The 19,194-nt window shown below is 51.6% G+C and carries 26 protein-coding genes and 1 pseudogene; 24 read left to right on the top strand and 3 right to left on the bottom strand.

Annotated features, from left to right (window positions below; genetic code table 11):
* Nucleotides 1–12: 12 nt before the first annotated feature.
* From NGM62_RS03450 to NGM62_RS03370, 17 genes are all read left to right on the top strand, one after another.
* Nucleotides 13–675, top strand: coding sequence for a hypothetical protein (locus NGM62_RS03450; protein ID WP_262245818.1), 663 nt, complete (start codon nucleotides 13–15; stop codon nucleotides 673–675).
* On the top strand, nucleotides 672–1,334 hold the full coding sequence (locus NGM62_RS03445; RefSeq protein ID WP_262245817.1) for a hypothetical protein: 663 nt from the start codon (nucleotides 672–674) through the stop codon (nucleotides 1,332–1,334). Before NGM62_RS03450 ends, NGM62_RS03445 begins: the two co-directional genes overlap by 4 nt.
* Nucleotides 1,331–2,020, top strand: coding sequence for a hypothetical protein (locus NGM62_RS03440; protein WP_262245816.1), 690 nt, complete (start codon nucleotides 1,331–1,333; stop codon nucleotides 2,018–2,020). The genes NGM62_RS03445 and NGM62_RS03440 overlap by 4 nt, the downstream gene beginning before the upstream one ends.
* 2 nt (nucleotides 2,021–2,022) lie before the next feature.
* Complete coding sequence (locus tag NGM62_RS03435; protein WP_262245815.1) at nucleotides 2,023–2,811, top strand: hypothetical protein; 789 nt, start codon at nucleotides 2,023–2,025, stop codon at nucleotides 2,809–2,811.
* A gap of 11 nt (nucleotides 2,812–2,822) precedes the next feature.
* Nucleotides 2,823–3,968, top strand: coding sequence for a plasmid transfer protein (locus NGM62_RS03430; RefSeq protein WP_262245813.1), 1,146 nt, complete (start codon nucleotides 2,823–2,825; stop codon nucleotides 3,966–3,968).
* 9 nt (nucleotides 3,969–3,977) lie between these two features.
* Nucleotides 3,978–4,598 carry a conjugative transposon protein TraK gene (gene traK / locus NGM62_RS03425; RefSeq protein ID WP_262245811.1) on the top strand — a complete coding sequence of 207 codons (621 nt, stop codon included), beginning with the start codon at nucleotides 3,978–3,980 and terminating at the stop codon, nucleotides 4,596–4,598.
* Nucleotides 4,576–5,004 carry a hypothetical protein gene (locus NGM62_RS03420; RefSeq protein WP_262245809.1) on the top strand — a complete coding sequence of 143 codons (429 nt, stop codon included), beginning with the start codon at nucleotides 4,576–4,578 and terminating at the stop codon, nucleotides 5,002–5,004. The genes traK and NGM62_RS03420 overlap by 23 nt, the downstream gene beginning before the upstream one ends.
* Nucleotides 5,001–6,206 carry a conjugative transposon protein TraM gene (locus tag NGM62_RS03415; protein WP_262245808.1) on the top strand — a complete coding sequence of 402 codons (1,206 nt, stop codon included), beginning with the start codon at nucleotides 5,001–5,003 and terminating at the stop codon, nucleotides 6,204–6,206. The genes NGM62_RS03420 and NGM62_RS03415 overlap by 4 nt, the downstream gene beginning before the upstream one ends.
* A 12-nt stretch (nucleotides 6,207–6,218) precedes the next feature.
* A complete protein-coding gene (traN, locus tag NGM62_RS03410; protein WP_262245807.1) occupies nucleotides 6,219–7,058 on the top strand; it encodes a conjugative transposon protein TraN in 840 nt (279 codons plus the stop codon).
* A gap of 17 nt (nucleotides 7,059–7,075) precedes the next feature.
* Nucleotides 7,076–7,507 carry a hypothetical protein gene (locus tag NGM62_RS03405; RefSeq protein WP_262245805.1) on the top strand — a complete coding sequence of 144 codons (432 nt, stop codon included), beginning with the start codon at nucleotides 7,076–7,078 and terminating at the stop codon, nucleotides 7,505–7,507.
* 72 nt (nucleotides 7,508–7,579) lie between these two features.
* A complete protein-coding gene (locus tag NGM62_RS03400; RefSeq protein ID WP_262245803.1) occupies nucleotides 7,580–9,619 on the top strand; it encodes a type IV secretion system DNA-binding domain-containing protein in 2,040 nt (679 codons plus the stop codon).
* Nucleotides 9,620–9,645: 26 nt separating this feature from the next.
* Complete coding sequence (locus tag NGM62_RS03395) at nucleotides 9,646–10,074, top strand: hypothetical protein (protein ID WP_262245802.1); 429 nt, start codon at nucleotides 9,646–9,648, stop codon at nucleotides 10,072–10,074.
* Nucleotides 10,071–10,670, top strand: a complete 600-nt coding sequence (locus tag NGM62_RS03390) for a M23 family metallopeptidase (RefSeq protein WP_262245800.1) — start codon at nucleotides 10,071–10,073, stop codon at nucleotides 10,668–10,670. Before NGM62_RS03395 ends, NGM62_RS03390 begins: the two co-directional genes overlap by 4 nt.
* A 12-nt stretch (nucleotides 10,671–10,682) precedes the next feature.
* Nucleotides 10,683–11,474 (top strand): DUF3945 domain-containing protein, encoded by a 792-nt coding sequence (locus NGM62_RS03385; protein ID WP_262245798.1) that lies wholly within the window; start codon nucleotides 10,683–10,685, stop codon nucleotides 11,472–11,474.
* Between the two features lie 6 nt (nucleotides 11,475–11,480).
* The gene (locus NGM62_RS03380; RefSeq protein WP_262245796.1) at nucleotides 11,481–12,047 is read left to right on the top strand and encodes a hypothetical protein; all 567 of its coding nucleotides are present in this window, start codon (nucleotides 11,481–11,483) and stop codon (nucleotides 12,045–12,047) included.
* Nucleotides 12,044–12,361, top strand: a complete 318-nt coding sequence (locus tag NGM62_RS03375) for a hypothetical protein (protein ID WP_262245795.1) — start codon at nucleotides 12,044–12,046, stop codon at nucleotides 12,359–12,361. The genes NGM62_RS03380 and NGM62_RS03375 overlap by 4 nt, the downstream gene beginning before the upstream one ends.
* Before the next feature lie 34 nt (nucleotides 12,362–12,395).
* Nucleotides 12,396–13,268, top strand: a complete 873-nt coding sequence (locus NGM62_RS03370) for a hypothetical protein (RefSeq protein WP_262245794.1) — start codon at nucleotides 12,396–12,398, stop codon at nucleotides 13,266–13,268.
* A 3-nt stretch (nucleotides 13,269–13,271) separates the two neighbouring features.
* Here NGM62_RS03370 and NGM62_RS03365 read toward each other — a convergent pair whose 3' ends face one another.
* A complete protein-coding gene (locus NGM62_RS03365; RefSeq protein WP_262245793.1) occupies nucleotides 13,272–13,490 on the bottom strand; it encodes a hypothetical protein in 219 nt (72 codons plus the stop codon).
* 32 nt (nucleotides 13,491–13,522) lie between these two features.
* On the opposite strand from NGM62_RS03365, the gene NGM62_RS03360 reads away from it, so the two are divergent.
* From NGM62_RS03360 to NGM62_RS03350, 3 genes are read left to right on the top strand one after another with little or no spacing between them, the layout of a single operon-like run.
* Nucleotides 13,523–13,723, top strand: a complete 201-nt coding sequence (locus tag NGM62_RS03360; RefSeq protein ID WP_262245790.1) for a hypothetical protein — start codon at nucleotides 13,523–13,525, stop codon at nucleotides 13,721–13,723.
* A gap of 22 nt (nucleotides 13,724–13,745) precedes the next feature.
* Complete coding sequence (locus NGM62_RS03355; RefSeq protein WP_262245788.1) at nucleotides 13,746–14,591, top strand: DNA adenine methylase; 846 nt, start codon at nucleotides 13,746–13,748, stop codon at nucleotides 14,589–14,591.
* Nucleotides 14,584–15,105, top strand: a complete 522-nt coding sequence (locus tag NGM62_RS03350; RefSeq protein ID WP_262245786.1) for an ADP-ribosyltransferase-containing protein — start codon at nucleotides 14,584–14,586, stop codon at nucleotides 15,103–15,105. Before NGM62_RS03355 ends, NGM62_RS03350 begins: the two co-directional genes overlap by 8 nt.
* Before the next feature lie 152 nt (nucleotides 15,106–15,257).
* On the opposite strand, the gene NGM62_RS03345 is transcribed toward NGM62_RS03350, so the two are convergent.
* A complete protein-coding gene (locus NGM62_RS03345) occupies nucleotides 15,258–15,413 on the bottom strand; it encodes a hypothetical protein (protein ID WP_262245784.1) in 156 nt (51 codons plus the stop codon).
* A gap of 185 nt (nucleotides 15,414–15,598) precedes the next feature.
* On the opposite strand from NGM62_RS03345, the gene NGM62_RS03340 reads away from it, so the two are divergent.
* Both NGM62_RS03340 and NGM62_RS03335 read left to right on the top strand, forming a co-directional pair.
* Nucleotides 15,599–15,850 (top strand): hypothetical protein, encoded by a 252-nt coding sequence (locus NGM62_RS03340; protein WP_262245782.1) that lies wholly within the window; start codon nucleotides 15,599–15,601, stop codon nucleotides 15,848–15,850.
* A 131-nt stretch (nucleotides 15,851–15,981) separates the two neighbouring features.
* Nucleotides 15,982–17,583, top strand: coding sequence for a recombinase family protein (locus tag NGM62_RS03335; protein WP_262245780.1), 1,602 nt, complete (start codon nucleotides 15,982–15,984; stop codon nucleotides 17,581–17,583).
* Here the strand turns inward: NGM62_RS03335 and NGM62_RS03330 are convergent.
* The gene (locus NGM62_RS03330) at nucleotides 17,580–17,819 is read right to left on the bottom strand and encodes a hypothetical protein (RefSeq protein ID WP_262245778.1); all 240 of its coding nucleotides are present in this window, start codon (nucleotides 17,817–17,819) and stop codon (nucleotides 17,580–17,582) included. The two genes, NGM62_RS03335 and NGM62_RS03330, sit on opposite strands and share 4 nt — an antisense overlap.
* Nucleotides 17,820–18,154: 335 nt before the next feature.
* On the opposite strand from NGM62_RS03330, the gene NGM62_RS03325 reads away from it, so the two are divergent.
* Both NGM62_RS03325 and NGM62_RS22165 read left to right on the top strand, forming a co-directional pair.
* Nucleotides 18,155–18,307 carry a hypothetical protein gene (locus NGM62_RS03325; RefSeq protein WP_262245776.1) on the top strand — a complete coding sequence of 51 codons (153 nt, stop codon included), beginning with the start codon at nucleotides 18,155–18,157 and terminating at the stop codon, nucleotides 18,305–18,307.
* Nucleotides 18,291–19,079: pseudogene (locus tag NGM62_RS22165) on the top strand (recombinase family protein); the annotation flags it as partial. The gene NGM62_RS03325 and the pseudogene NGM62_RS22165, both read left to right, overlap by 17 nt.
* Between the last annotated feature and the right edge of the window lie 115 nt (nucleotides 19,080–19,194).

Here is a 19,194-nt window from a genome sequence, read left to right as displayed (position 1 = left end):
GATTTTCCTGCAATGAGAACACTATCCACCCTTATGGGCATGGTATTCCTTTCGGTACACCTGCATGCCCAGATTTATATCGACCCCGCAGTGGCTGCCGCCACCGGCGCACATGCTGCCGTCATCAACGGCCAACTCAACACCACGAATGATAACCTTACGCTCATCCAGCGCGGGCAGCTTGCCGTAACCGGGCAGCTGGTCATCGTCAATGACCTGCAGGACAAGATTTACAAAGGTCTCAGCGAGGTGTCCTCAGCGGTACGCAACCTGTTGGCCATAAAGGATATCGCAGACATAGGGACCGACATTATCCGGGACGTGGGAAGGGCAACGGATATCGCCCGCAGCAACCCCGCACTGCTTCTTTTTGCAGAGGAAGGCGCACGGGAGTTCAAAAACAGGGCAACGGCACTGGCCACCGAGGTCGGCTCCTTCGTCACCCGCGGCGGTCGCGATAACCTCATGGACTCGGGCGAGCGTGCCAAGCTGCTGAACCGGATCGTCACCGAACTGACCATTCTCCGGGGTGTGGCCTATGGCATGTACCGATCCATGTATTGGGCACAGCAGCGCGGTATCCTGAATTCGCTGAACCCCTATGCGGGCTTCATCAACATCGACAAACGCATTGCCGACGACATCGTCAGGAACGCCAAATACCTAAAGCAATGAGAGCCTTTATTTTCATTGCCTTTCTCTTTTTGACAGGGATATCCAAGGGTGGCTACGCCCAGCTGAACGTCGAACTGCTGCACCAGCTCGTGCAGCATAGCAAAGACGAGTACGAACGGCAGACAACCGCCCGGAACAGGCAGGCCGTTGCCTCGGCAAACGAAGAAGTCAACCGCTCGAAAATGGATGCGCTTAAACAAAAGTACCGCACGCTGCAAAGCCGGTTCCACACCATCGGGCTCGCCATCGATGCGACCCGGATCGGTTTGCAGGCCGCGCCGATTATACGGGAAATCGTCGAACAGCAGGCATCCATCGTCAGGTTGGCAGGGCAGGACCCGCTGCTCATATCCCTGGCATACGGGGCGGAGGCCGATCTGGCCGACAGGGCATACCGGCTCAGCCGCTACCTCTACGCGCTGGCCATCAGTATCCGTGACGTCAACCAGATGAAGGCATCCGACCGAAGGCTCCTGTTCGGCCACGTGCTGACGGAACTCCGGCTGATTGCCGGGACTTCACGGGGACTTGCGGCCAGTATGTACCATGCTGGCCGGAGTCACGAAAACCCATCCATGAATCCTTTCGGAGGATACGTCAACCGTGACCACCAGCTGGTAGACAACATCCTAGACAAACTCAAACAGACCCGCCGATGAACACCATGAAGACAGCCCTGCTGCTACTGGCAATGAACGTGCTGGGAACGTCTTTTGCCAATGCGCAGAGTTACGTTACCATCATCTACGACAGCAAGCACCTAGCCATCGTGGGCGCGAACGCCGCTGTCCGCTCTACTGCCGAGATTGCCCACAACAGCTACCTGAAGACCATCAGGGAGCGTCTGGATGACATCAATATCAATGTAAGCGCCGTGGTCGCTGTACAGGATATGATCTATCGCTCCCTTACCGAAGTCGACCAAGCCCTGAAATCCGGGCTGACCGTCCAGCAGATCGGCCGTATTAGCAGCGAGATCATCCGCGAATGCAACGGAATGGTACAGACGGCAAGGGATGCACCCCATCTGCTGCTATTTGCCGAAGGCGTTGCCCGGCAGATGAAGGACCGTGGGGTGGCGCTCGTGGCGGAAGTTTCCGATTTCGTACTCAAAGAGGGGCAGAACGTACTGATGGACTACGGAAAGTGCGATGCCCTGCTACGCAAAATCGTCCTCGAACTCCGTGTCATGCGCTCACTCGCATATAGCATGCACCGATCCATGTACCTCGCAAAATTCAAGGGGATATTCCGTACGCTCAACCCTTACGGCCAGTTCGTCAACCGGGACAAACGCTTGGTGGACGGCATCATCTTCAACATCAATTCACTAAATGACAATTGACCATGAACATGCACCTTTTCATATGGCCACTGCTCTGCCTGCTGCTCCTGACGGAAGCGTCGGCACAGACCGTCAAATACCAGACCGACAAACATATCGTCAACCAGCAGGAACGCATGGTCTTCAAACAGTGGGACCGCGATAAATTCACCCCAAAAAGAGGCTTCCTAAGCCTCAATTACCAGTATTGGATCACATGGGCGTTGCATCCCCGTTACCCCCGGACCGACAGGCGTCCCCTCAGCCTGTCAGGTCCGCAGACACTCCGGCTGCTGCTCGTGTCCGCCATGAAGAGCACCGAGGAAGCCTACAAAAAACATGCGGATACCCTACGCCGTACCGCCGTCACCGAACTGGCGAACCATGCAGGTGCCGTATCCGCGGCCGATCCGCTCTGGCTGCTCTATTACAGCAACGAGTTCCGGCCACTCACCGGGGGACAGGGGGGCGATGCCCTCGACGGCAGCACCGCCGAAGTACGGGATTACCTTACCCGTACAGGCGCACTGGAGTGGTACCTTGAGGAATCCACGGCACTGGCTGAACGGCTGGCAGGGGCAAGAACCGCCGATATCGACCGCGGCTCGCGCATCATGGCCTACCACCGCATGCTCGGCGAATACCGCCAGCTCCGATCGATATGGGAAGCAAAGAAGCAGCGTGCCGGCCTGTACCTCAAACTGGCGCGGGCCAACCGGGAGATCCGCGGATTCCCACAGTCCGTCAGCGTTATACCGGGCAGGTCGGACATACGGATTGCCGACGACGTCCTCCGGAAATCGAAACTTTAAAAACAAGCAAAATGAACCTTACGAATCTACTAACGGGCAGCTTCGGGTTGCAGGGGCAGCCCGTCAGCGTGCCGGACTCCTTTAAGGATACCTTCAACTTCCTACAGGGGAACGGCGTCTACGAGGAAGGCATGATGCACTTCCTCAGGCAGATGAAGAATACCATCTGGACACACTACGATGCCTTCATTGCCGATGCACAGGCGCTCAGCGCCATCTTTATGCTCATCTTTTTCGCCATCAAGATCTACGAGATGATGGCGGGTGATAAGCAGCTGGAAATCATGCCCCTGCTCCGGCCATTCGGGCTGGTCATGGTCATCCTCTGGTGGCCCATCTTCACGCGCGTGGTGGCGTATCCCACCGACATCGTATCGGCAAAGACCGAGGCCCTGTTCGATGGAAGCCAGACCGAGGTCAACAACCTCCGCCTACAGCGGGCCAAACTCATGGTGGACATCACCGACCAATTGCTCACCGTGGAGGCTGAGACGGAAACCGCAAGGATCGAAGCCGATACGTGGTACGAAAAGTCCTGGGAGTCCGTCAAGTCTTCGGTAAAGGAGGGATTCGCCGCGGTATGGAACCCCATCGTGGAAATGAGCAACCGGCTCAAGGTCAGCTGGCAGCTCCTGATGACATCCCTCCTCGAAACCCTTGCCGTATGGCTGCTGAGGATCTGCGTATACGTCATCTTCATCATCCAGATCATCTTCTCGACGGTACTCATCATCCTTGGCCCCTTCTCGGTAGCAGCAAGCATCCTGCCCGCTTTCCGCGATTCCTTCAGCACTTGGATAGCCCGCTTCATATCGGTAAACCTGTATTCCGGCATCGCCTACCTTGTCCTGTACGTATCCTCGCTTTTCCAGCAATACGCCATGGAAGCCGAAATCACCCGCTATCAGGAACTGGTCGGAACGGCAGGCCCGGACATCGAAAAACTAAGCTGGTTCGCCGGCAATGGAATCCTGTCATTCGGCATGGTCATCGGCACGTTCATCATCGGTGCGCTGACCATGCTCACCGTCCCCAGCATCTCCACATGGATTATCTCGACCTCCGGTATCTCATCGGCAGCATCCACCATGGGCAGGGGGGCTTCGGGCATGTCGCGCATGCTCGGCAGGGTATTGACAAGGGGAATCAAAAAATAGAAAACACACATGATCATCAAGAACATAGAAACCAAAGTGAAACTCGCTACGTTCCTCTCGGCGGGCAGCCTCATCGCCGCAGTGCTGATGGTGCTGGGCGTATCCTTCTTTGCCTATAGGCAGGTGGTGGACGCACGGAAAAGCATCTATATCATGGACGCCGCAAACGTCCCTATGCCCGCAAGGCAGACCGATGTGCAGATGAACCGCGAAGCCGAATACCGCTCGCATGTGGGCCGTTTCCATCGCCTTTTTTTCTCATTGACACCCGACGACAAGTTCATCGAATACCAGATGAGGCAGGCGATGTACCTGATCGATGAGAGCGGTGCCCTCCAGTACAACAACCTCAAGGAAAAGGGTTTTTTCAATTCCATCCTTTCCTCCAGTGCCGTACTGACCATCCGCACCGACAGCATCCTCATCGATATGTCCAAACGCTACTTCCGCTACTACGGAACACAGAAAATCGATCGCCGCAGCTCCGCCATCATGCGCTCGCTGGTTACCGAAGGCTACCTCAACGACCTCGAAATCCGCTCTGAAAACAACCCCCATGCCGTACTGATTACGGGATGGAAGACACTCGAAAACAAAGATATCCGACATGTACAGAAAAACACCTTCTAATCCCGATACGGATGCCGGTCAGGGCCGGGACGTCCGCCTCGGTATCCAACAGTTGGGCAACGGCTTCCGATTATGGGTAGAGCGGCACCCCCTGCATGCCCTTGCCGCCATGCTCGCCTGCATCCTGGTTTCAGGTATCGTCGCCTTTACCGTCATGCGCCCGGGTCCGCCACCGGGGTTGGCGGCCCTTCCACAGCCTCCGCCAAGCAGCGCGGGCCGTTCCATCGGTGGGATTGTGCGCACATACGGAACGCTACGGGAGATTTCCGGAATACAGCAGGAGATACAGGCCATCATCGAAAAGGGCAGCCTCGGAACGGCCGATAGCGTCCGGCTCATCGAAGCATTGCAACGCTACGAGCGCTTGCAGCAAAACATATCCGAAAACAAAAACAGTGAACCATGACCATAGATTTCAGAAAACCGCGGTACGTCATACCGCTCATCGTGTTACCATTCCTCTGCATATTCTTTTACATATACAAGAGCAGCTTCGGTAAGGAACGGACCCCGCACGCGGGCAGGGAATCCCTGCAAACCGATCTGGCCGGGGTATCCGAACAGGTGCGGAGCCGCACCCTGTCCGACAAACTGGAAGCCTACCGTGACCAGTACCGGCAGGGCGACGGTTATACCGCCATCGGGCATATCGGGGAAGAGCAGGTGGAAACCGAAGTCCCCAATACCCTTTATAACGAACAGGAGCGCCGTATGCTGGACTCCATCGACCGTGCCATGAAAGCACGATACGGCAGTCCGCTAACCGGGGAACCTCCCTCTGCGGCAGACCCGCAACTGCCCGCGGTTTCGGGCGATCCCCACGAAAAAGCGTTGCAGGAAGCGCTCGCTGCCGTAGGCCAACCCTCCTCCCAGAAGCCCGGAACACCTGTCCGGGCCGATCAGCCCGACCCCATGGAACTCTTCCGGCAGCAGATGGAAATGGTCGACAGCATGGCGAAAGCGAACGATCCCGAATACCGTGCCGAACAGGAACGCATCAGGCAGGCCGAGCTGCACGCCCAGCAGGAGCGGGAAGCCATGGCCAGCAAACTCGATGTCACCAAAGTATCCGGCCCGGCCGCGGTATTCAACACGGTAAAGCCCGAAAACGAAGAAACTCCCATCACGGCCATCGTCGATCAGGATATAAAGGGATACGCCGGATCAAGGCTCCGCATCCGCCTGCTTGACGACATGATGGCCGGGCGCTTCCTTATTAAAAAGGGAACCTATATCTACGCACAGGTTTCCGGCTTTACCGGACAGCGCGTCAACCTCACGGTCACTTCCATCATGAACGGGCAGCATATCCTCCCGGTAACGTTGGAGGTCTATGACCATGACGGATTGCCGGGGCTTTACGTTCCCGCCTCGGCCTTCAGGGAGTTCACACGTGACCTCGGCGGCGGTGCCGGTCAGGGAATCTCCCTCCAGCAGGCGGCCGAGAACAACAGCCAGCTGGTCATGAGCATGCTGCAGAAGATGTTCCAATCGACAAGTACCGCCGTAAGCAGGGTCATCCGCCAGAACAAGGCCAAGATAAAGTACAACACGCTCGTTTACCTGATTGACCCCGAGGAACTCCGAAACAATCAAAGCAACTATTAAAACCCACATATAATGAAGACATTCATCATGATCCTGTCCCTGATATTCTCAGGGACCCACCTTTACGCACAGCAAAATACCCGGACCTACCGCAGCGAACTGCCCGGCATCGTCATGGATGGCCGTAGCTCCCTGCACATCATCTCACCCGAACCCATCCGTTACGTTGACATTTCAACGCATGGGGTAGTGGGCGACCTTCCCGAACCCAACGTCCTGCGGCTTAAATGGCTACCTGACTCCGTAGAGGGAAACGCTGGCCCACCATATGACCTCGGGGTGGTCACGGTCATCGGCGAAAGTTTCATGGCCCAATACGGACTCCGGGCAAACCGGACCGTATCGGGTGGTTCACTGACCACCAGCTTCCGCATACTGCCCCATCACACCCAACCGCTCCACGTTCCGGTGGAACTTACTACCCCCGAACTACGCCGACACGCGATTTCGCTACTTGCTTCGCGCAATGCATCCCCTGTCAGCAAGGCAAGCGATTACGGTATCCACGCCCGGCTGAACAGCGTTTACACGGTCGGTGACCTCGTACTGCTGGACATCACTTACCTCAATACGACCAACCTCATATACGATATCGACGAGATACGTTTCAAGATCGAGGATAGAAAGATAACCAAGGCTACCAACGTGCAGTCCATCGAAATCAAACCCGTCTGGCAGCTTTACCCGCTTGGGACATTCAAGCGGAGTTACCGGAACATCTATGTATTGGAAAAGGTCACCTTCCCGGAAAACAAGGTGCTGAATGTCGAACTCTCCGAAAAGCAGATTTCCGGCAGGACGATAACCTTGAAGATAAGGTACAAGGATATCCTCCGGGCTGATACTTTTTAACGCCTGATGTATTGATTATGGAAAATTTGGAAGGAACCGTGGTCATGGTCCATCCCGGCCTCACCACCGATCCCGTGAACATGCAGGGACATATGGGAACCATTACCCATCTCGTCGGCGAAGGCCGTCTCGCCTACGTCAGGTTCAAGGATAACGTAATCGGCCTTTACAACACGGATGCCCTGTTGATGCTAATCCCCCCTGACATGGTGGTGGATAAATTACGCGGTGACATTGAATTATTCGAAATGGATGCCGCGGAAGTCGTCGACATTTTTGAAATGTATCAGCTTCATGCGACCGGGATACCGGAAGTCCAGCGGGAGGCACTTGATTGGGCAATGACCCATGATAGGATTTCAAAAGTCATCGTATTCACCGTCGATGAACGGATCGGGTTTATAGTAGACAGACCCGACCAGCAACAGAAACCGGGGAGGGGGCTTTAATAGCCCCCAATCTTTTTCCATTTATCCACGGAAACGTGGGCTTGGCTTCCGGCCGTTCAAACCACATCATTTATGGATGAAACCAAAGAACAGCAAGCGATGCACCGCTTCCTGCAATTCGCGATATACCTATCCGTGGCCATCGATGTCCTGATGTTCATCTACGCTGAAAAGGTTATCATCAGCCCCATAAGCGAACGCTACGGGCTTTCCCACTTCCTCGCGCGCATGGCGCGGATTGCAATCTATGATTTCCCGTTGAACAGTAAACTGTTTACACTGGTCCTGATCTGTCTGGTATCCATCGGGACACTTAGCCGCAAGGAAAAGGACCTCAATCCCAAAAGCGCCATCGCCTATCCCCTCGCCGCTGGATTGGTATTGCTGATGGCAAGCCTTTGGTGCTATGGCAGGTCCGGTCATTGGCCCATCCCTTATACAAGCTGGTACGATCTGGGCTACATCGCATGCTCCGTCACCGGGACACTGCTCCTGCACGTTGCCATGGACAACGTATCCAAAATCATCGGCTCACGGTTGGGCAAGGACCGCTGGAACGTGGAAGAGGAATCTTTTATGCAGCCTACCAAACCCAAGACCACGCCCTACGCGGTCAACATCCCAATGCTCTTCTATTATAAGCGGAAAGTACGCAAGGGATTCATCGTACTTGAGAATTTATTCCGCGGCGCGTTGGTCGTAGGCACACCGGGATCAGGTAAGAGTTTCTCGGTTTTCATGCCGATTATCCGCCAGCTTGTTGCCTTGCAGTGGACACTCTGCATATTCGATTTCAAGTTCCCCGATCTCGGAAAAGTGGCCTACTACCACTACCTGCTCGGTAAACAGCAAGGGAAACTGAAAGATTTCCAGTTCCATGTGATCAACCTGAATGAACCCGAGAGAAGCAGGCGCGTCAATCCGTGGCGCAGCGATTACCTCCAGACCCTAGCCGATGCTTCGGAAACCGCGGAGGGGCTCGTGGAAGCCATGAAAAAAGGTGATAAATCGGGTGGCAGCGACCAGTTCTTCACCCAGTCCGCCATCAATTTCCTCGCGGCCTGTATCTACTTTTTCAGCAAGTACGATGAAGGGAAGTATTCCAGCTTCCCGCATGTGCTGGCCTTCCTCAACCGTTCATACGAGGAAATATTTACGGTGCTGTTCAGCAATAAAGAACTCCAATCCCTGCTCTCGCCCTTTATGACCGCGTACAAGGCGCGTGCCTTTGACCAGCTCGAAGGGCAGGTCGGTACCCTCAAGATTTTCATCAGCCGCCTGGCCACCAAGGAGACCTTCTGGGTTTTCTCCGGTGACGATTTCGATCTGAAAGTCAGTAACCCCGAAGCACCCTCCATATTGGTGCTTGCCAGCAACCCGAATACACAGAGCATCAACTCGGCGTCCTATTCGGTCGTCATCAACCGGATCAGCAGGCTGGTCAATTCAAGGGGGAATATTCCGGTGGGACTCGTGGTGGACGAAGCACCTACCCTGTATATGCACCGTGTCGAAAACATCATTTCCCAGGCGAGAAGCAATCGCGTGAGCGCCATATTGGGAGTGCAGGAATTGACGATGTTCAAGCAGCAGTACGGTAAGGAAACCGCCGCAACCATTACCTCCATCGTCGGTAACATCCTCAGTGGTTCCGTCCGGGACAAGGATACCCTCGAATGGATGGAACGCCTATTCGGAAAGGTCAAACAGCAGGGGGAAAGCATCGCCATCGACCGGACGAAAACGTCCCTGACCATCAACGAAAACCTCGAACCGCTCATACCCGCAGGGAAAATCGCTTCCCTTAAAGCTGGCGAGATGGTCGGCATCCTCGCATCGGACGCCGTGGATAAATACACGGGCAAGTTTGAGACTTCCGCGGTGAACTGCCGTGTTGACCTCGACCTGAAGGCCATCAAAGCCGAGGAAGAAGCCTACCGGGAGCTACCCGTCTTCTACGACTTCCGGGGGCGGAAGGATGAAATCCTGCTTCAGAACTTCCACCGCATCAATACCGAGGTGCAGCATATCGTGACCCGGTACAAACCACCCGCACCACCCCGGCCCCCGCAGCGTGGTCATGGTTCCATGCGCCCCGGATTCAGGAAATAATCTATTCGTCAAAAACACATCCCATCATGAAAGATTTAATAGACAAACCCGTACTTGTGCATCCGCACCTCACCACCGACCCCGCCGAAAGGCAAGGGCAGCTCGGCACGGTCTCCCATGTGAGTTATGACAACGAGGTCATAGAGGTCAGTTTCGCGGACGGACGCAGGTCGCTCTATGACACCGATGCGTTACTGGTACTCAAGCCGCACAGCGAACTGTTCCGCGAATTGATGGATGCCCTCAAACAAATGGGGCCGCAGGATTTCAAAACCCTGCTCCGCATCAGTATGATTCTGGAAAACGGCACGCCGCGCCAGCACTACGAGGCGCTGGGCATGGCACTCGTAAACGAACAGGTCCTCCGTTTCGCCACGACCCCTTTATCCAGCAGGCTGGAACTCACTCTCCCGCAGGACAGGGACCGGTTTTGGGAGAAAGGAGCCGGACGATGACCAAACACGGGTTGTATCTGCTATGGTTTGCCCTCTCATTCGTCCAGTTGCTACTTTGCCATGTCTCAGCCGCGCAGCCGTTGTTGTCCGGGTACAATGTACCCAATCCAATCGGGCCAACGCGGCCCGGACCGGTGGTACCGGTTACCGAACGATGGTTGGAGCCAAAAAAGCATATCCCCGCACAAACGGAGACCCGCATGCCATTGGATACCTACCGGATTACTTCGCGCTTTGGCTGGCGTACGCACCCCGTGACCGGAAGGCCGGATTTCCACAACGGAGTCGATCTGGCTGCACGTGCGCAGGTGGTCCACGCCATCATGGAAGGGACGGTAACGGCCACCGGGTACCAGCCGCAATTGGGCAACTATGTCCGCATCGACCACGGCAGTGTGCATAGCATATATGGCCACCTATCAGGTTCGGTGGTCAGGCGCGGGCAACGTGTTGCCGCAGGACATCCCTTGGGGGTGACAGGCAGGACCGGACGCGCCACGGGCGAGCACCTCCATTTTGCCATCCAAAGGAACGGGACATACATCAATCCGTTGAAGTTCCTCCGGACCCTCATCGAAAATAACGTAAACAAATAAAAACGATTAATTATGGACAATCAATTTCAGGAAAGCGATCTCCCGATAGGGGAACTCCGCAAACTCGGTCTCATCCAGAACGGGAAACCCATTCTCTCCGGCGAGGACATCGATGCCCTGCTCGGGGGGCACCGCACCGAACTCATCACCCTGCATAACCTCCACGCCGACGGTATCAATATCAGGAAAATCGATGCCAAGCTCTCGCTGGAGCGTATGCCCAATGGTCATGTAACCGTCCAGCTGCATCCCATCTACCGGGAAACCAAGAAGCATCCCCTGCTGATCGATATCGAGGCCGACCAACTGGAGCGGGGAGCGCTGACGAATGTGCTCAAGACCTATCAGGCACCCGATGGGAAAAAAAGGTCGTGGCTGATTGAATACGATCCCCAAACCCGGGAGTTTATCTCCTCCGACCCGGAAAAAGTGCAGATACCCGAGCAGGTCAACGGGGAAACACTGACCGAACTGCAAAAGGAACACTACAGGGACGGCAGCGTAATCGAGCTGTCAGACGGTACGCTATTGCAGCGGCGGGCAAGCAGCCGGAGCGGTGTAACCTCCAACAGGTCGGCACTTGTCTTTTCCCTATTGCTCGACGGCGGTATATCCTACCTGCTCCTGCGTGGGCTTGGCAATATCACAAATAGCTGGACGGAACAGAAAGACCCTTACACCGAGGGCTACAAAAAAGCCATGCAGGAGATGCACGAGCGTCAACAGGGAACGGGAAAAGACGTGGAGGACAACCAGCGTAAGAACCAGCATAGCCGCAGCCTCGGTAAATGGCGGTTCCGGTAGTAACCCATGCCATTGCCACTATACATCGATACCGGGGTACTGGAATATTTCGCACCTTGGATCGGTAGTGATGGATGTAGCCTTACAGGCACCGCAGGCACATTGGAACCTTCAATGGCGCGGCAGCATTTCCTGTTCCATACGGCTATGGATACATTATGTTTCTGCCAACTGCACCCCAAACTCCTTGAAAGGCCGGGCAGCAACGTTTTTACCGCCATAGGGTTATGGCCCACGGCATCCCGGATGCTGGAACTGAAAACCCTGTTCCCCAACGCAAGGACAGTCGGCGTTTTCGACGACGACCTCTGCGGCAGGGTACTGGACTGTAAAGTAGCGCTCTGGCAGATGCGGAGGGATGCCTCCTTTTTCCTGCATAACCATAAGGTAACGATCATCTACAGGAATAGTATTTTCAACGTCCCTGTCCCGAATTTTTCCCTGCACCGATTCCGCAAGGTCACCGGTATGCGGTCCACCTACCGTACCGTCAAACCGAAGGGATGCGTGTCCTTTTCGGTCCTACTTGTCGGACGCCACCGGGATGGGGACAACCCAATCAATACACTATGATACCCGAACAATTCAAGCGGAATACGCTCCTTGAAATCAGGGTCTTCGGTTTTCCGGTAAAGGTTGATTACCGGTTCTACTGGCCGGATAAAAAAGAAGACGACCAGCGGGACCCGTTGGTAAGCCACATCGAGTACCGCGCCGAATCCGAAATCATCAGCGGGACGGGCTACCGCTCGTATTTCTTTTACACGGAGGCCCTTAAAGACACCGATTACACCTCCATTGAAGAACTGGTTACGGGCATTGCGGAGGAACTCGCCATCGAGAATGGCCATAAGCGGCCGCCACGGGAGCAGATGACTTTATTTTAATAATCCGATTTTATCACCATTAATTTCAAATGACATGAACGAAAACAATCTGGAGTACCTCAAGAAGACACTCGAAGGACTCGGTTTCGGCGTTAAATTAAACGGCCTGATGGAAGATGCCATCAGGCGCGAACTGCCCGCTTTCAGCCTTGGTATCGAGACGATGCGCAGGCCGGTGGACAGCAAAAAAATGGATGACCCGCGGACGGACAGGCTTGCTTTCACGCTGAACTTCAACCGGTCGAAGCAAAGCGATATGTATTTCCTCAATGATTATACGGTGCTGCTTAATAAAAAAGGCGAATTCAAAGCCGTAGCGCAGACCCTCAGTCTCGAACGGGATCACCGTATCACGGCCTACCAGGCACATAGACTGCTCTCGGGAATGTCCTTGGAAAAAGAAGTATACCTGCGCGAAAAAGCGGTACCCGGTCAGGAGCCCGTCCGTGCGCAGGAAAAAACACCGCTTTGGTTCAGCATTAACCTTGATGTCACCGATGCGTTCGGTAACCACCCCCTGCGCACTTTCCGTCCTGAGTACGGGTATGACCTTGGCGAAGCACTCGCTAAATACCCCCTGAAAGGATTGGATACCCCTGATAAATTGGGAGAGGCCATGAAAGCGCTTCGTAACGGGAATTATGTCGATGCCACCTTGACCCTTGGAAGGAAAAACGTACCCGTCTCGATAGCTGCCAACCCGCAGATGAAGACCATTGATATCTACGATAAGGACATGGTGGAAATCCGTAATGAAACCATATTCCCCGAAAAGGCCAAATCAAAGGGGCAGGAACAACAGGTAGCCGATAAGGAAACGGCCAAGCGGGACAACGGACAGCATGGCAAGGCCCAACCGTGGGAACAGGAACCCGAAGTGGACACCGGCCCGAAACGCGGAAGGTGACCGTCAAACCCAATCGAAATCGACATAGGATTGTGATACCCTTTGCCCTGTAGGACTGCGGACGCCCACATCGCCGAGCACCACGCTACCGCTGGGTGCGTTCGTCGCCATGGTCACCCGCAAACCTTCGGGCACCCACGCGTGGAGGTCTGCAGCGCCCCACCCGATGGCATTTACCGCCCGCGCAGCAGACCACCACGCCTTTTCCAACCCGCAGACCACCCCATGACGGGGGAACCATTAAGATAATTTGTATGAAAAAGCTATTCCAACGTGTAGACCGGATCAGGGCATCCGGCTACGCCACGCTCAACCTAAATCCATCAGCACCGCACTACCACCTCAATGGCAAGCGGTTTCCCGTACTGGATATGGATAAGCCGGGGCTCAGGAGCCGTGTTACGCTGCTGGTGGACGGCAATCCTATGGACTTTACGATAAACGATATTCTCTGACCCTTTTTATCCACGAACGAAAATGACCAGACTACGGACACCTATCAGCTACTATGGCGGGAAGCAGAAACTCGCCGCACGTATCGTGTCGCTTATACCTAAGCACACGCTATATTGTGAACCTTTCGTCGGGGGAGCTGCAATATTTTTTGCTAAACGCCCTTCAAGGGTCGAGGTGATTAACGATACCAATCGCGAGCTTGTCAACTTTTACCGGGTTGTCAAGGAGGATTTCACCTCGCTTGAGGCGGAAGTCAGGACCAGCCTCCATAGCCGTGACCTCCATGACAAAGCTTGGGTGGTCTACAATCATCCCGATTTATTCACGGATATCAAACGTGCATGGGCTGTCTGGATACTCAGTTCGCAATCTTTTGCGGGAATGCTGGATGGCAGCTGGGGTTTCGATATTTCCTCGAACACCACGACCAAACGGTTCAATGCCAAACGTGACGGCTTCACCAAAGTACTGGCAGCAAGGCTGCAGCGATGTCAGCTTGAATGTGCCGATGCGCTCTATGTCATCGCCAGCCGGGATACGCCCGACAGCTTTTTTTACTGTGACCCTCCTTACTATAATTCGGATTTGGGACATTACGACGGCTACAGCGAACAGGATTATGAAGAATTGTTGTACCTACTCAGTAGGATTAAAGGCAAATTCCTGCTCTCGTCCTATCCCTCGCCGCCGCTCCAGCGGTATATCAAAAAATTCGGCTGGCAGAAATGGTCGGTGAGGCAGAAAGTATCGGTCAATGCCAAAGGCGGCGACCAAAAAACCAAGACCGAGATGCTTGTCGCCAACTATCCGATTGGCGAGCAACTGGCCGCTTTCAAAGAACCCATAAACCCGGAAATAGATGTATAAGTACCAAAAGTTGGATATCCCTTCCAATATGCCGTTTTATCACGGTACCCATGCATTCTTTGAACGATTCGAAGATCACTGCCGTGGTTCCAATTCAGGATGGGACAACACCGTCCACGGTTTCTTCTTTGCCGACAAAAAAGAAAATGCACTCTTATTCGGCGACACGATCATCACCGCCCATTTGGACATTCAGAAAACACTTGACCTAAGAATGCTGTCGATTTTCAATGAAGAAAGCCAGGCATCTCTGATTTGGGACATTCTCTCGGGAGAAAAATTGGATAACCGGACGGCCCTCCAGACAATATATGATGAAATCAGCTTGGGGGAATTGGGCGAGATGTGGGACGCCCTGAACAGTGATTATGGGCATGAAAAGATGGTTGCGGCAGGTTACGATAGCATCGTTTCCAACCTAGGTGACGGCCAGTTTGAGTACATCGTGTTCAACGCATCCCAAATCGATATTCTCTCTATTGACAGGAAACAGTATAATCGCTATTCTCGCTAAAAAGAAAATGATTTTTTACCTATAAACACCGATGAAATACTCTCGAAAGTAAAATCTTACTGGCAAAAAAGAAAAAGACCCTGTCCAGGCAACACAAAAACTTTCGGAAAATCAAACGCTCCAGTACTGTTAACTCTCACGCCACGTTAGTACTACCTGCGACCGCGTGTTTGCGATCGAAGGAAATCATCGAGCATCCGCTCACGCTCCCTATGCCGCGCCGCTTTCCGGTCGTGTTTCGCCAGCCACCAAAAGAACAGAATCCAAATACCGAAACCTACAGCGAACAAAGGCCAGGGCTCTGACATTGTAGTCGCTGCAAGTAACGCCCCGGCGGAGAACACAGAAGTGATGCAGAAATAAATAAAAATCTTCATGGTACTTCCTCGTTGTTAAAACAAATATACGAAATAATAAACTGTATATCAAATGCTTAATGGGGTTGATAACGTGATTGTGGCATCGCTTATTATCGTCTTGCCTTTGACGGGCAATGATGAGTTTATTAATTAAAGAAAGGACTCTCCCTATGAATGACCAAATAAACCCTTCTCGTAAAGAGGAAGAAGAACAAATGTCTCCACTTGATGGCAAACGAATAAATAATGGCAGAAAAGTCACTGTTACCAAAGAATCTGTAAAGAGATATAAAGTTATCGTGCAATACGTTCAGGTTACCGAAGAAGAAGCGAAAATCAAGAAAGCAACAATTGAACGTATCATGAGGAAACACTTCTCAAAATAGTGATTGGCAATTCCACTTTTTAAACAGGTTGAAATTTGACAAAATGCTGTGTTTAAGTGTTTTAATTGTGTTTTGTTTTGGACTTCACCGCATTTTTCATTATATTTATACAACAAAAAAATCACCGAATAATGGAAGGAAAAAAGCAGGTGGGTATTTGGATTAGGGTATCCACAGACCTTCAGGTCAAAGACGATAGCCCTGAACATCATGAACAAAGGGCAAGATATTACGTGCAATCCAGAGATTGGCAAGTGGCCGAGGTTTACCGGCTTGAAGCCGTGTCCGGAAAAACGGTAATGAACCACCCCGAAGCACAGCGAATGCTTAGGGACTTAAGGGCTGGACGTATCACTGGCCTAGTGTTTTCCAAATTAGCGCGATTGGCACGTAGCACGAAGGAACTCTTAGAGTTTGCGGAAATATTCAGAAAGGAGGGGGCTGATCTGGTTTCCTTGGCGGAGCAGATAGATACAAGTACTCCAGCTGGCAGATTATTCTTTACAATTGTCGCTGCCATGGCAGAATGGAAACGGGAAGAAATTGCCAGTCGGGTTGCAGCATCAGTGCCTATACGGGCAAAGATGGGCAAACCATTGGGTGGACAGGCTAGTTTCGGTTACAAATGGGAAGATAAAGAGTTGGTAATTGATGAGAAAGAGGCCCCTGTTCGCAAATTGCTATATGAAATATTCTTGGATTGCCGCCGTAAAAAAACAACGGCCAGTAGGCTCAACGAGTTAGGTTATAGAACCCGAAATGGCGCACGCTTCTCGGATACTACTGTAGATCGGCTATTACGGGACACCACAGCGAAAGGTGTGCGTATCGCAAATTATACTAAAAGCACGGGCGAAGGCCGGAAGTGGGTTGTCAAACCCGAAGAAGAATGGATACTGCTTCCGTGTCCTGCCATCATCGATGAAAGTCTTTGGGAGAAATGCAATGCCATACTGGAAGAACAGGCGGCCAAAAGAACAAAAAGAGGTAGGAGGTCAGAATACTTGCTTGCCGGATTGGTGAAGTGTGAGTGCGGAGTTTCCATGTATGTACGGAGTACTGCAAAGAAATTCACTTGTAGTGCCTGTAAGAACAGTGTGCGTGTAAAAGATGTGGATGATATTTATCAACAGGTGGTTAAGGCATATTTGAACGATACGAACCCCGAACTTTACATGGAGGATCTCCAAGCCCAGTTGAAGGAGCAGGAATCATTACTTGGCACTACGGCGAAAAAACGTGCTCAGCTGCGTAAAAAAATGGACGATCTCGTTCCGCTGAGAGTGAGTGGCGATCTGGACAGCGAACATTTTGCGTCAATCTACCAACCACTGGTTGCGCAAGTCAAACAGCTTGACCAATCAATCCCGGAACTTGAGGAAGCAATAGAGGATTTGCGGACAAAACTTGCCTCTACAGACAACGTATTAAAAGAAGCAAAGGAATTATATAAAGAATGGTCAAAGATGCTTTTTCCTCAGAAACGTGCAATAGTTGAGTCTATTACGGAGCATATTACCGTCCGTCAGGAAACGGTTGTTGTGGGAGTTTCACACCTTTCTTCATCCCCAAAACAAACAAGTCAACACGACTTCAAGGGTGTGTTGCTTTCTTCGGCATATAAAAAAATGGATAATCCGCTTGAAATAGTCCATAATATAGTCTGCCCGCGTGTATTTAGATTATATGCAAGGCGTAGTACAATTAAACAGGAATTATTGCAGTGTGCTTAGTTATTTTTTAGCCAAGCTTGCTTAACGATACTTTCGATTGCAGAGCGCTTGATCTTCCATTGCTCTTCCGAAACTTCAATATATTTAACCTTAATCGTGTAAGTTTTTTCGCCTATTCTCCGTTTGAACGTTTTCTGTTCCGGAGTAAGCCTATCACTTTCAAAATTTGGCTCATTACCGTTCTTTGACTTGGCACCTTTGGTCCTATTGAGGCGCTCTATTTGAATCTTTTTCATATATGATGTTTCGGTATTAATGAGTTGATTTTTAATTGTTTGTTGCTTTTTTTTATAAAGTTAAGAATTTATGTGCAAAAAGAACAGGATGATTTAGCATGGCAATCCCCGTCATATCGTTCGCGTAACGTTTATATATGAAGAGGATAGTAAAAAAGCCTATTTAAAAAGATTTGAGGTGCCCATTAATTTATCGAAGGCCAACATCGCTATGTGTTGGCCTTTCTCTATTAAATAAGATACAATGATAAAAGTCAGGATAGAAATCTATGGTATAAGCCAACCGACGATTCCCTTTTTGGATTTTGTTGAGATTATCAGAAAGGTGGGTGGTTATGGGGGATGACATTGAAGTGGCTGAGATACAGAAAAATAACATAGAAGATGGTGAGGGTGATTTTTCAATATTGGAATTAAAATTGCTAAATTTGATAGCGGAAATAGTTGTTAATATTTCAATCAGGGAAGCCAATGAAAAAAGCAATTAGATACTTACGTTTTAGTGATAGGAAGCAGAGTAACGGTTCAATAGAAAGACAGGAATTATACACCGGGCAGTGGATAAGAAATAACGAAGTTGAGCTTGTGGATACTTTCATTGACCGGGGTCATAGTGCAAAAACATTTGATAGGCCTGATTTTAAGAAATTACAGGAATTTATCTCCAAACATCATAACAGAGTAGATTATCTCATTGTTGACCAATTGGATCGCTTTAGCAGGAATGCCAGTGAGGCGATGGAATATGTTAAAAAATTACAGCGGTCATATAGCATACAGATTGTTAGCGTTACCGAAGGGATCACTTTTGATTACGATACACCGGGGAGTTTCTTCCGTGCCGGATTACAGCTTTTACTCGCTGAAGAAGATAATATTAACCGCAGTATTAAAGTCCGTGGTGGAATTTATACTGCAAAAGCCAAAGAAGGCAGATACATATACAAAAACCCACCATTTGGCTATTACAAAGTTGGAGAACGCAAGGAAAGAAAACTAGTCGTCAATGAAACGGAAGCGACTATAGTTCGGTTTATTTTCGATGCCTACCTGAAAGATACACCGATCTATATTATTGCGGAGCAGGCGAAGGAAAAGGGCTTTAAAAGATCAGGCAATGTTGCGATTCAACGTATTTTAAGCTACCCGGTTTATGCAGGTATGCAATATGTAGAACCATTTAAAAACTATCCTGGTGGTTTATTCCCGGCTATACATGAGCCTATCGTGGATCTGGCCACATGGGAGCAGGTGCAACGGAAACTTAAGAAGCCTGTAAAAGAAAAAGTGGTCGTCAGTGAAGAAATGCCTTTGAGGGGTGTGTTGAAGTGTTCATGCGGTAAACTATTGACCGGTGCGCCGTCAAGGGGCAAAC

It is taken from the genome of Parapedobacter soli, assembly GCF_025460835.1.
Classification (GTDB): domain Bacteria; phylum Bacteroidota; class Bacteroidia; order Sphingobacteriales; family Sphingobacteriaceae; genus Parapedobacter; species Parapedobacter soli.
This window is presented reverse-complemented; position numbering and strand designations above follow the sequence as displayed.

Coding starts and splice junctions, on each gene's coding strand:
- NGM62_RS03325 (WP_262245776.1), top strand. CDS start 18,155: ATGGGGGATGACATTGAAGTGGCTGAGATACAGAAAAATAACATAGAA.
- traN (WP_262245807.1), top strand. CDS start 6,219: ATGAAGACATTCATCATGATCCTGTCCCTGATATTCTCAGGGACCCAC.
- NGM62_RS03405 (WP_262245805.1), top strand. CDS start 7,076: ATGGAAAATTTGGAAGGAACCGTGGTCATGGTCCATCCCGGCCTCACC.
- NGM62_RS03450 (WP_262245818.1), top strand. CDS start 13: ATGAGAACACTATCCACCCTTATGGGCATGGTATTCCTTTCGGTACAC.
- NGM62_RS03400 (WP_262245803.1), top strand. CDS start 7,580: ATGGATGAAACCAAAGAACAGCAAGCGATGCACCGCTTCCTGCAATTC.
- NGM62_RS03330 (WP_262245778.1), bottom strand. CDS start 17,819: ATGAAAAAGATTCAAATAGAGCGCCTCAATAGGACCAAAGGTGCCAAG.
- traK (WP_262245811.1), top strand. CDS start 3,978: ATGATCATCAAGAACATAGAAACCAAAGTGAAACTCGCTACGTTCCTC.
- NGM62_RS03340 (WP_262245782.1), top strand. CDS start 15,599: ATGATGAGTTTATTAATTAAAGAAAGGACTCTCCCTATGAATGACCAA.
- NGM62_RS03395 (WP_262245802.1), top strand. CDS start 9,646: ATGAAAGATTTAATAGACAAACCCGTACTTGTGCATCCGCACCTCACC.
- NGM62_RS03380 (WP_262245796.1), top strand. CDS start 11,481: ATGCCATTGCCACTATACATCGATACCGGGGTACTGGAATATTTCGCA.
- NGM62_RS03345 (WP_262245784.1), bottom strand. CDS start 15,413: ATGTCAGAGCCCTGGCCTTTGTTCGCTGTAGGTTTCGGTATTTGGATT.
- NGM62_RS03335 (WP_262245780.1), top strand. CDS start 15,982: ATGGAAGGAAAAAAGCAGGTGGGTATTTGGATTAGGGTATCCACAGAC.
- NGM62_RS03375 (WP_262245795.1), top strand. CDS start 12,044: ATGATACCCGAACAATTCAAGCGGAATACGCTCCTTGAAATCAGGGTC.
- NGM62_RS03420 (WP_262245809.1), top strand. CDS start 4,576: ATGTACAGAAAAACACCTTCTAATCCCGATACGGATGCCGGTCAGGGC.
- NGM62_RS03435 (WP_262245815.1), top strand. CDS start 2,023: ATGAACATGCACCTTTTCATATGGCCACTGCTCTGCCTGCTGCTCCTG.
- NGM62_RS03370 (WP_262245794.1), top strand. CDS start 12,396: ATGAACGAAAACAATCTGGAGTACCTCAAGAAGACACTCGAAGGACTC.
- NGM62_RS03390 (WP_262245800.1), top strand. CDS start 10,071: ATGACCAAACACGGGTTGTATCTGCTATGGTTTGCCCTCTCATTCGTC.
- NGM62_RS03350 (WP_262245786.1), top strand. CDS start 14,584: ATGTATAAGTACCAAAAGTTGGATATCCCTTCCAATATGCCGTTTTAT.
- NGM62_RS03440 (WP_262245816.1), top strand. CDS start 1,331: ATGAACACCATGAAGACAGCCCTGCTGCTACTGGCAATGAACGTGCTG.
- NGM62_RS03355 (WP_262245788.1), top strand. CDS start 13,746: ATGACCAGACTACGGACACCTATCAGCTACTATGGCGGGAAGCAGAAA.
- NGM62_RS03430 (WP_262245813.1), top strand. CDS start 2,823: ATGAACCTTACGAATCTACTAACGGGCAGCTTCGGGTTGCAGGGGCAG.
- NGM62_RS03385 (WP_262245798.1), top strand. CDS start 10,683: ATGGACAATCAATTTCAGGAAAGCGATCTCCCGATAGGGGAACTCCGC.
- NGM62_RS03360 (WP_262245790.1), top strand. CDS start 13,523: ATGAAAAAGCTATTCCAACGTGTAGACCGGATCAGGGCATCCGGCTAC.
- NGM62_RS03415 (WP_262245808.1), top strand. CDS start 5,001: ATGACCATAGATTTCAGAAAACCGCGGTACGTCATACCGCTCATCGTG.
- NGM62_RS03445 (WP_262245817.1), top strand. CDS start 672: ATGAGAGCCTTTATTTTCATTGCCTTTCTCTTTTTGACAGGGATATCC.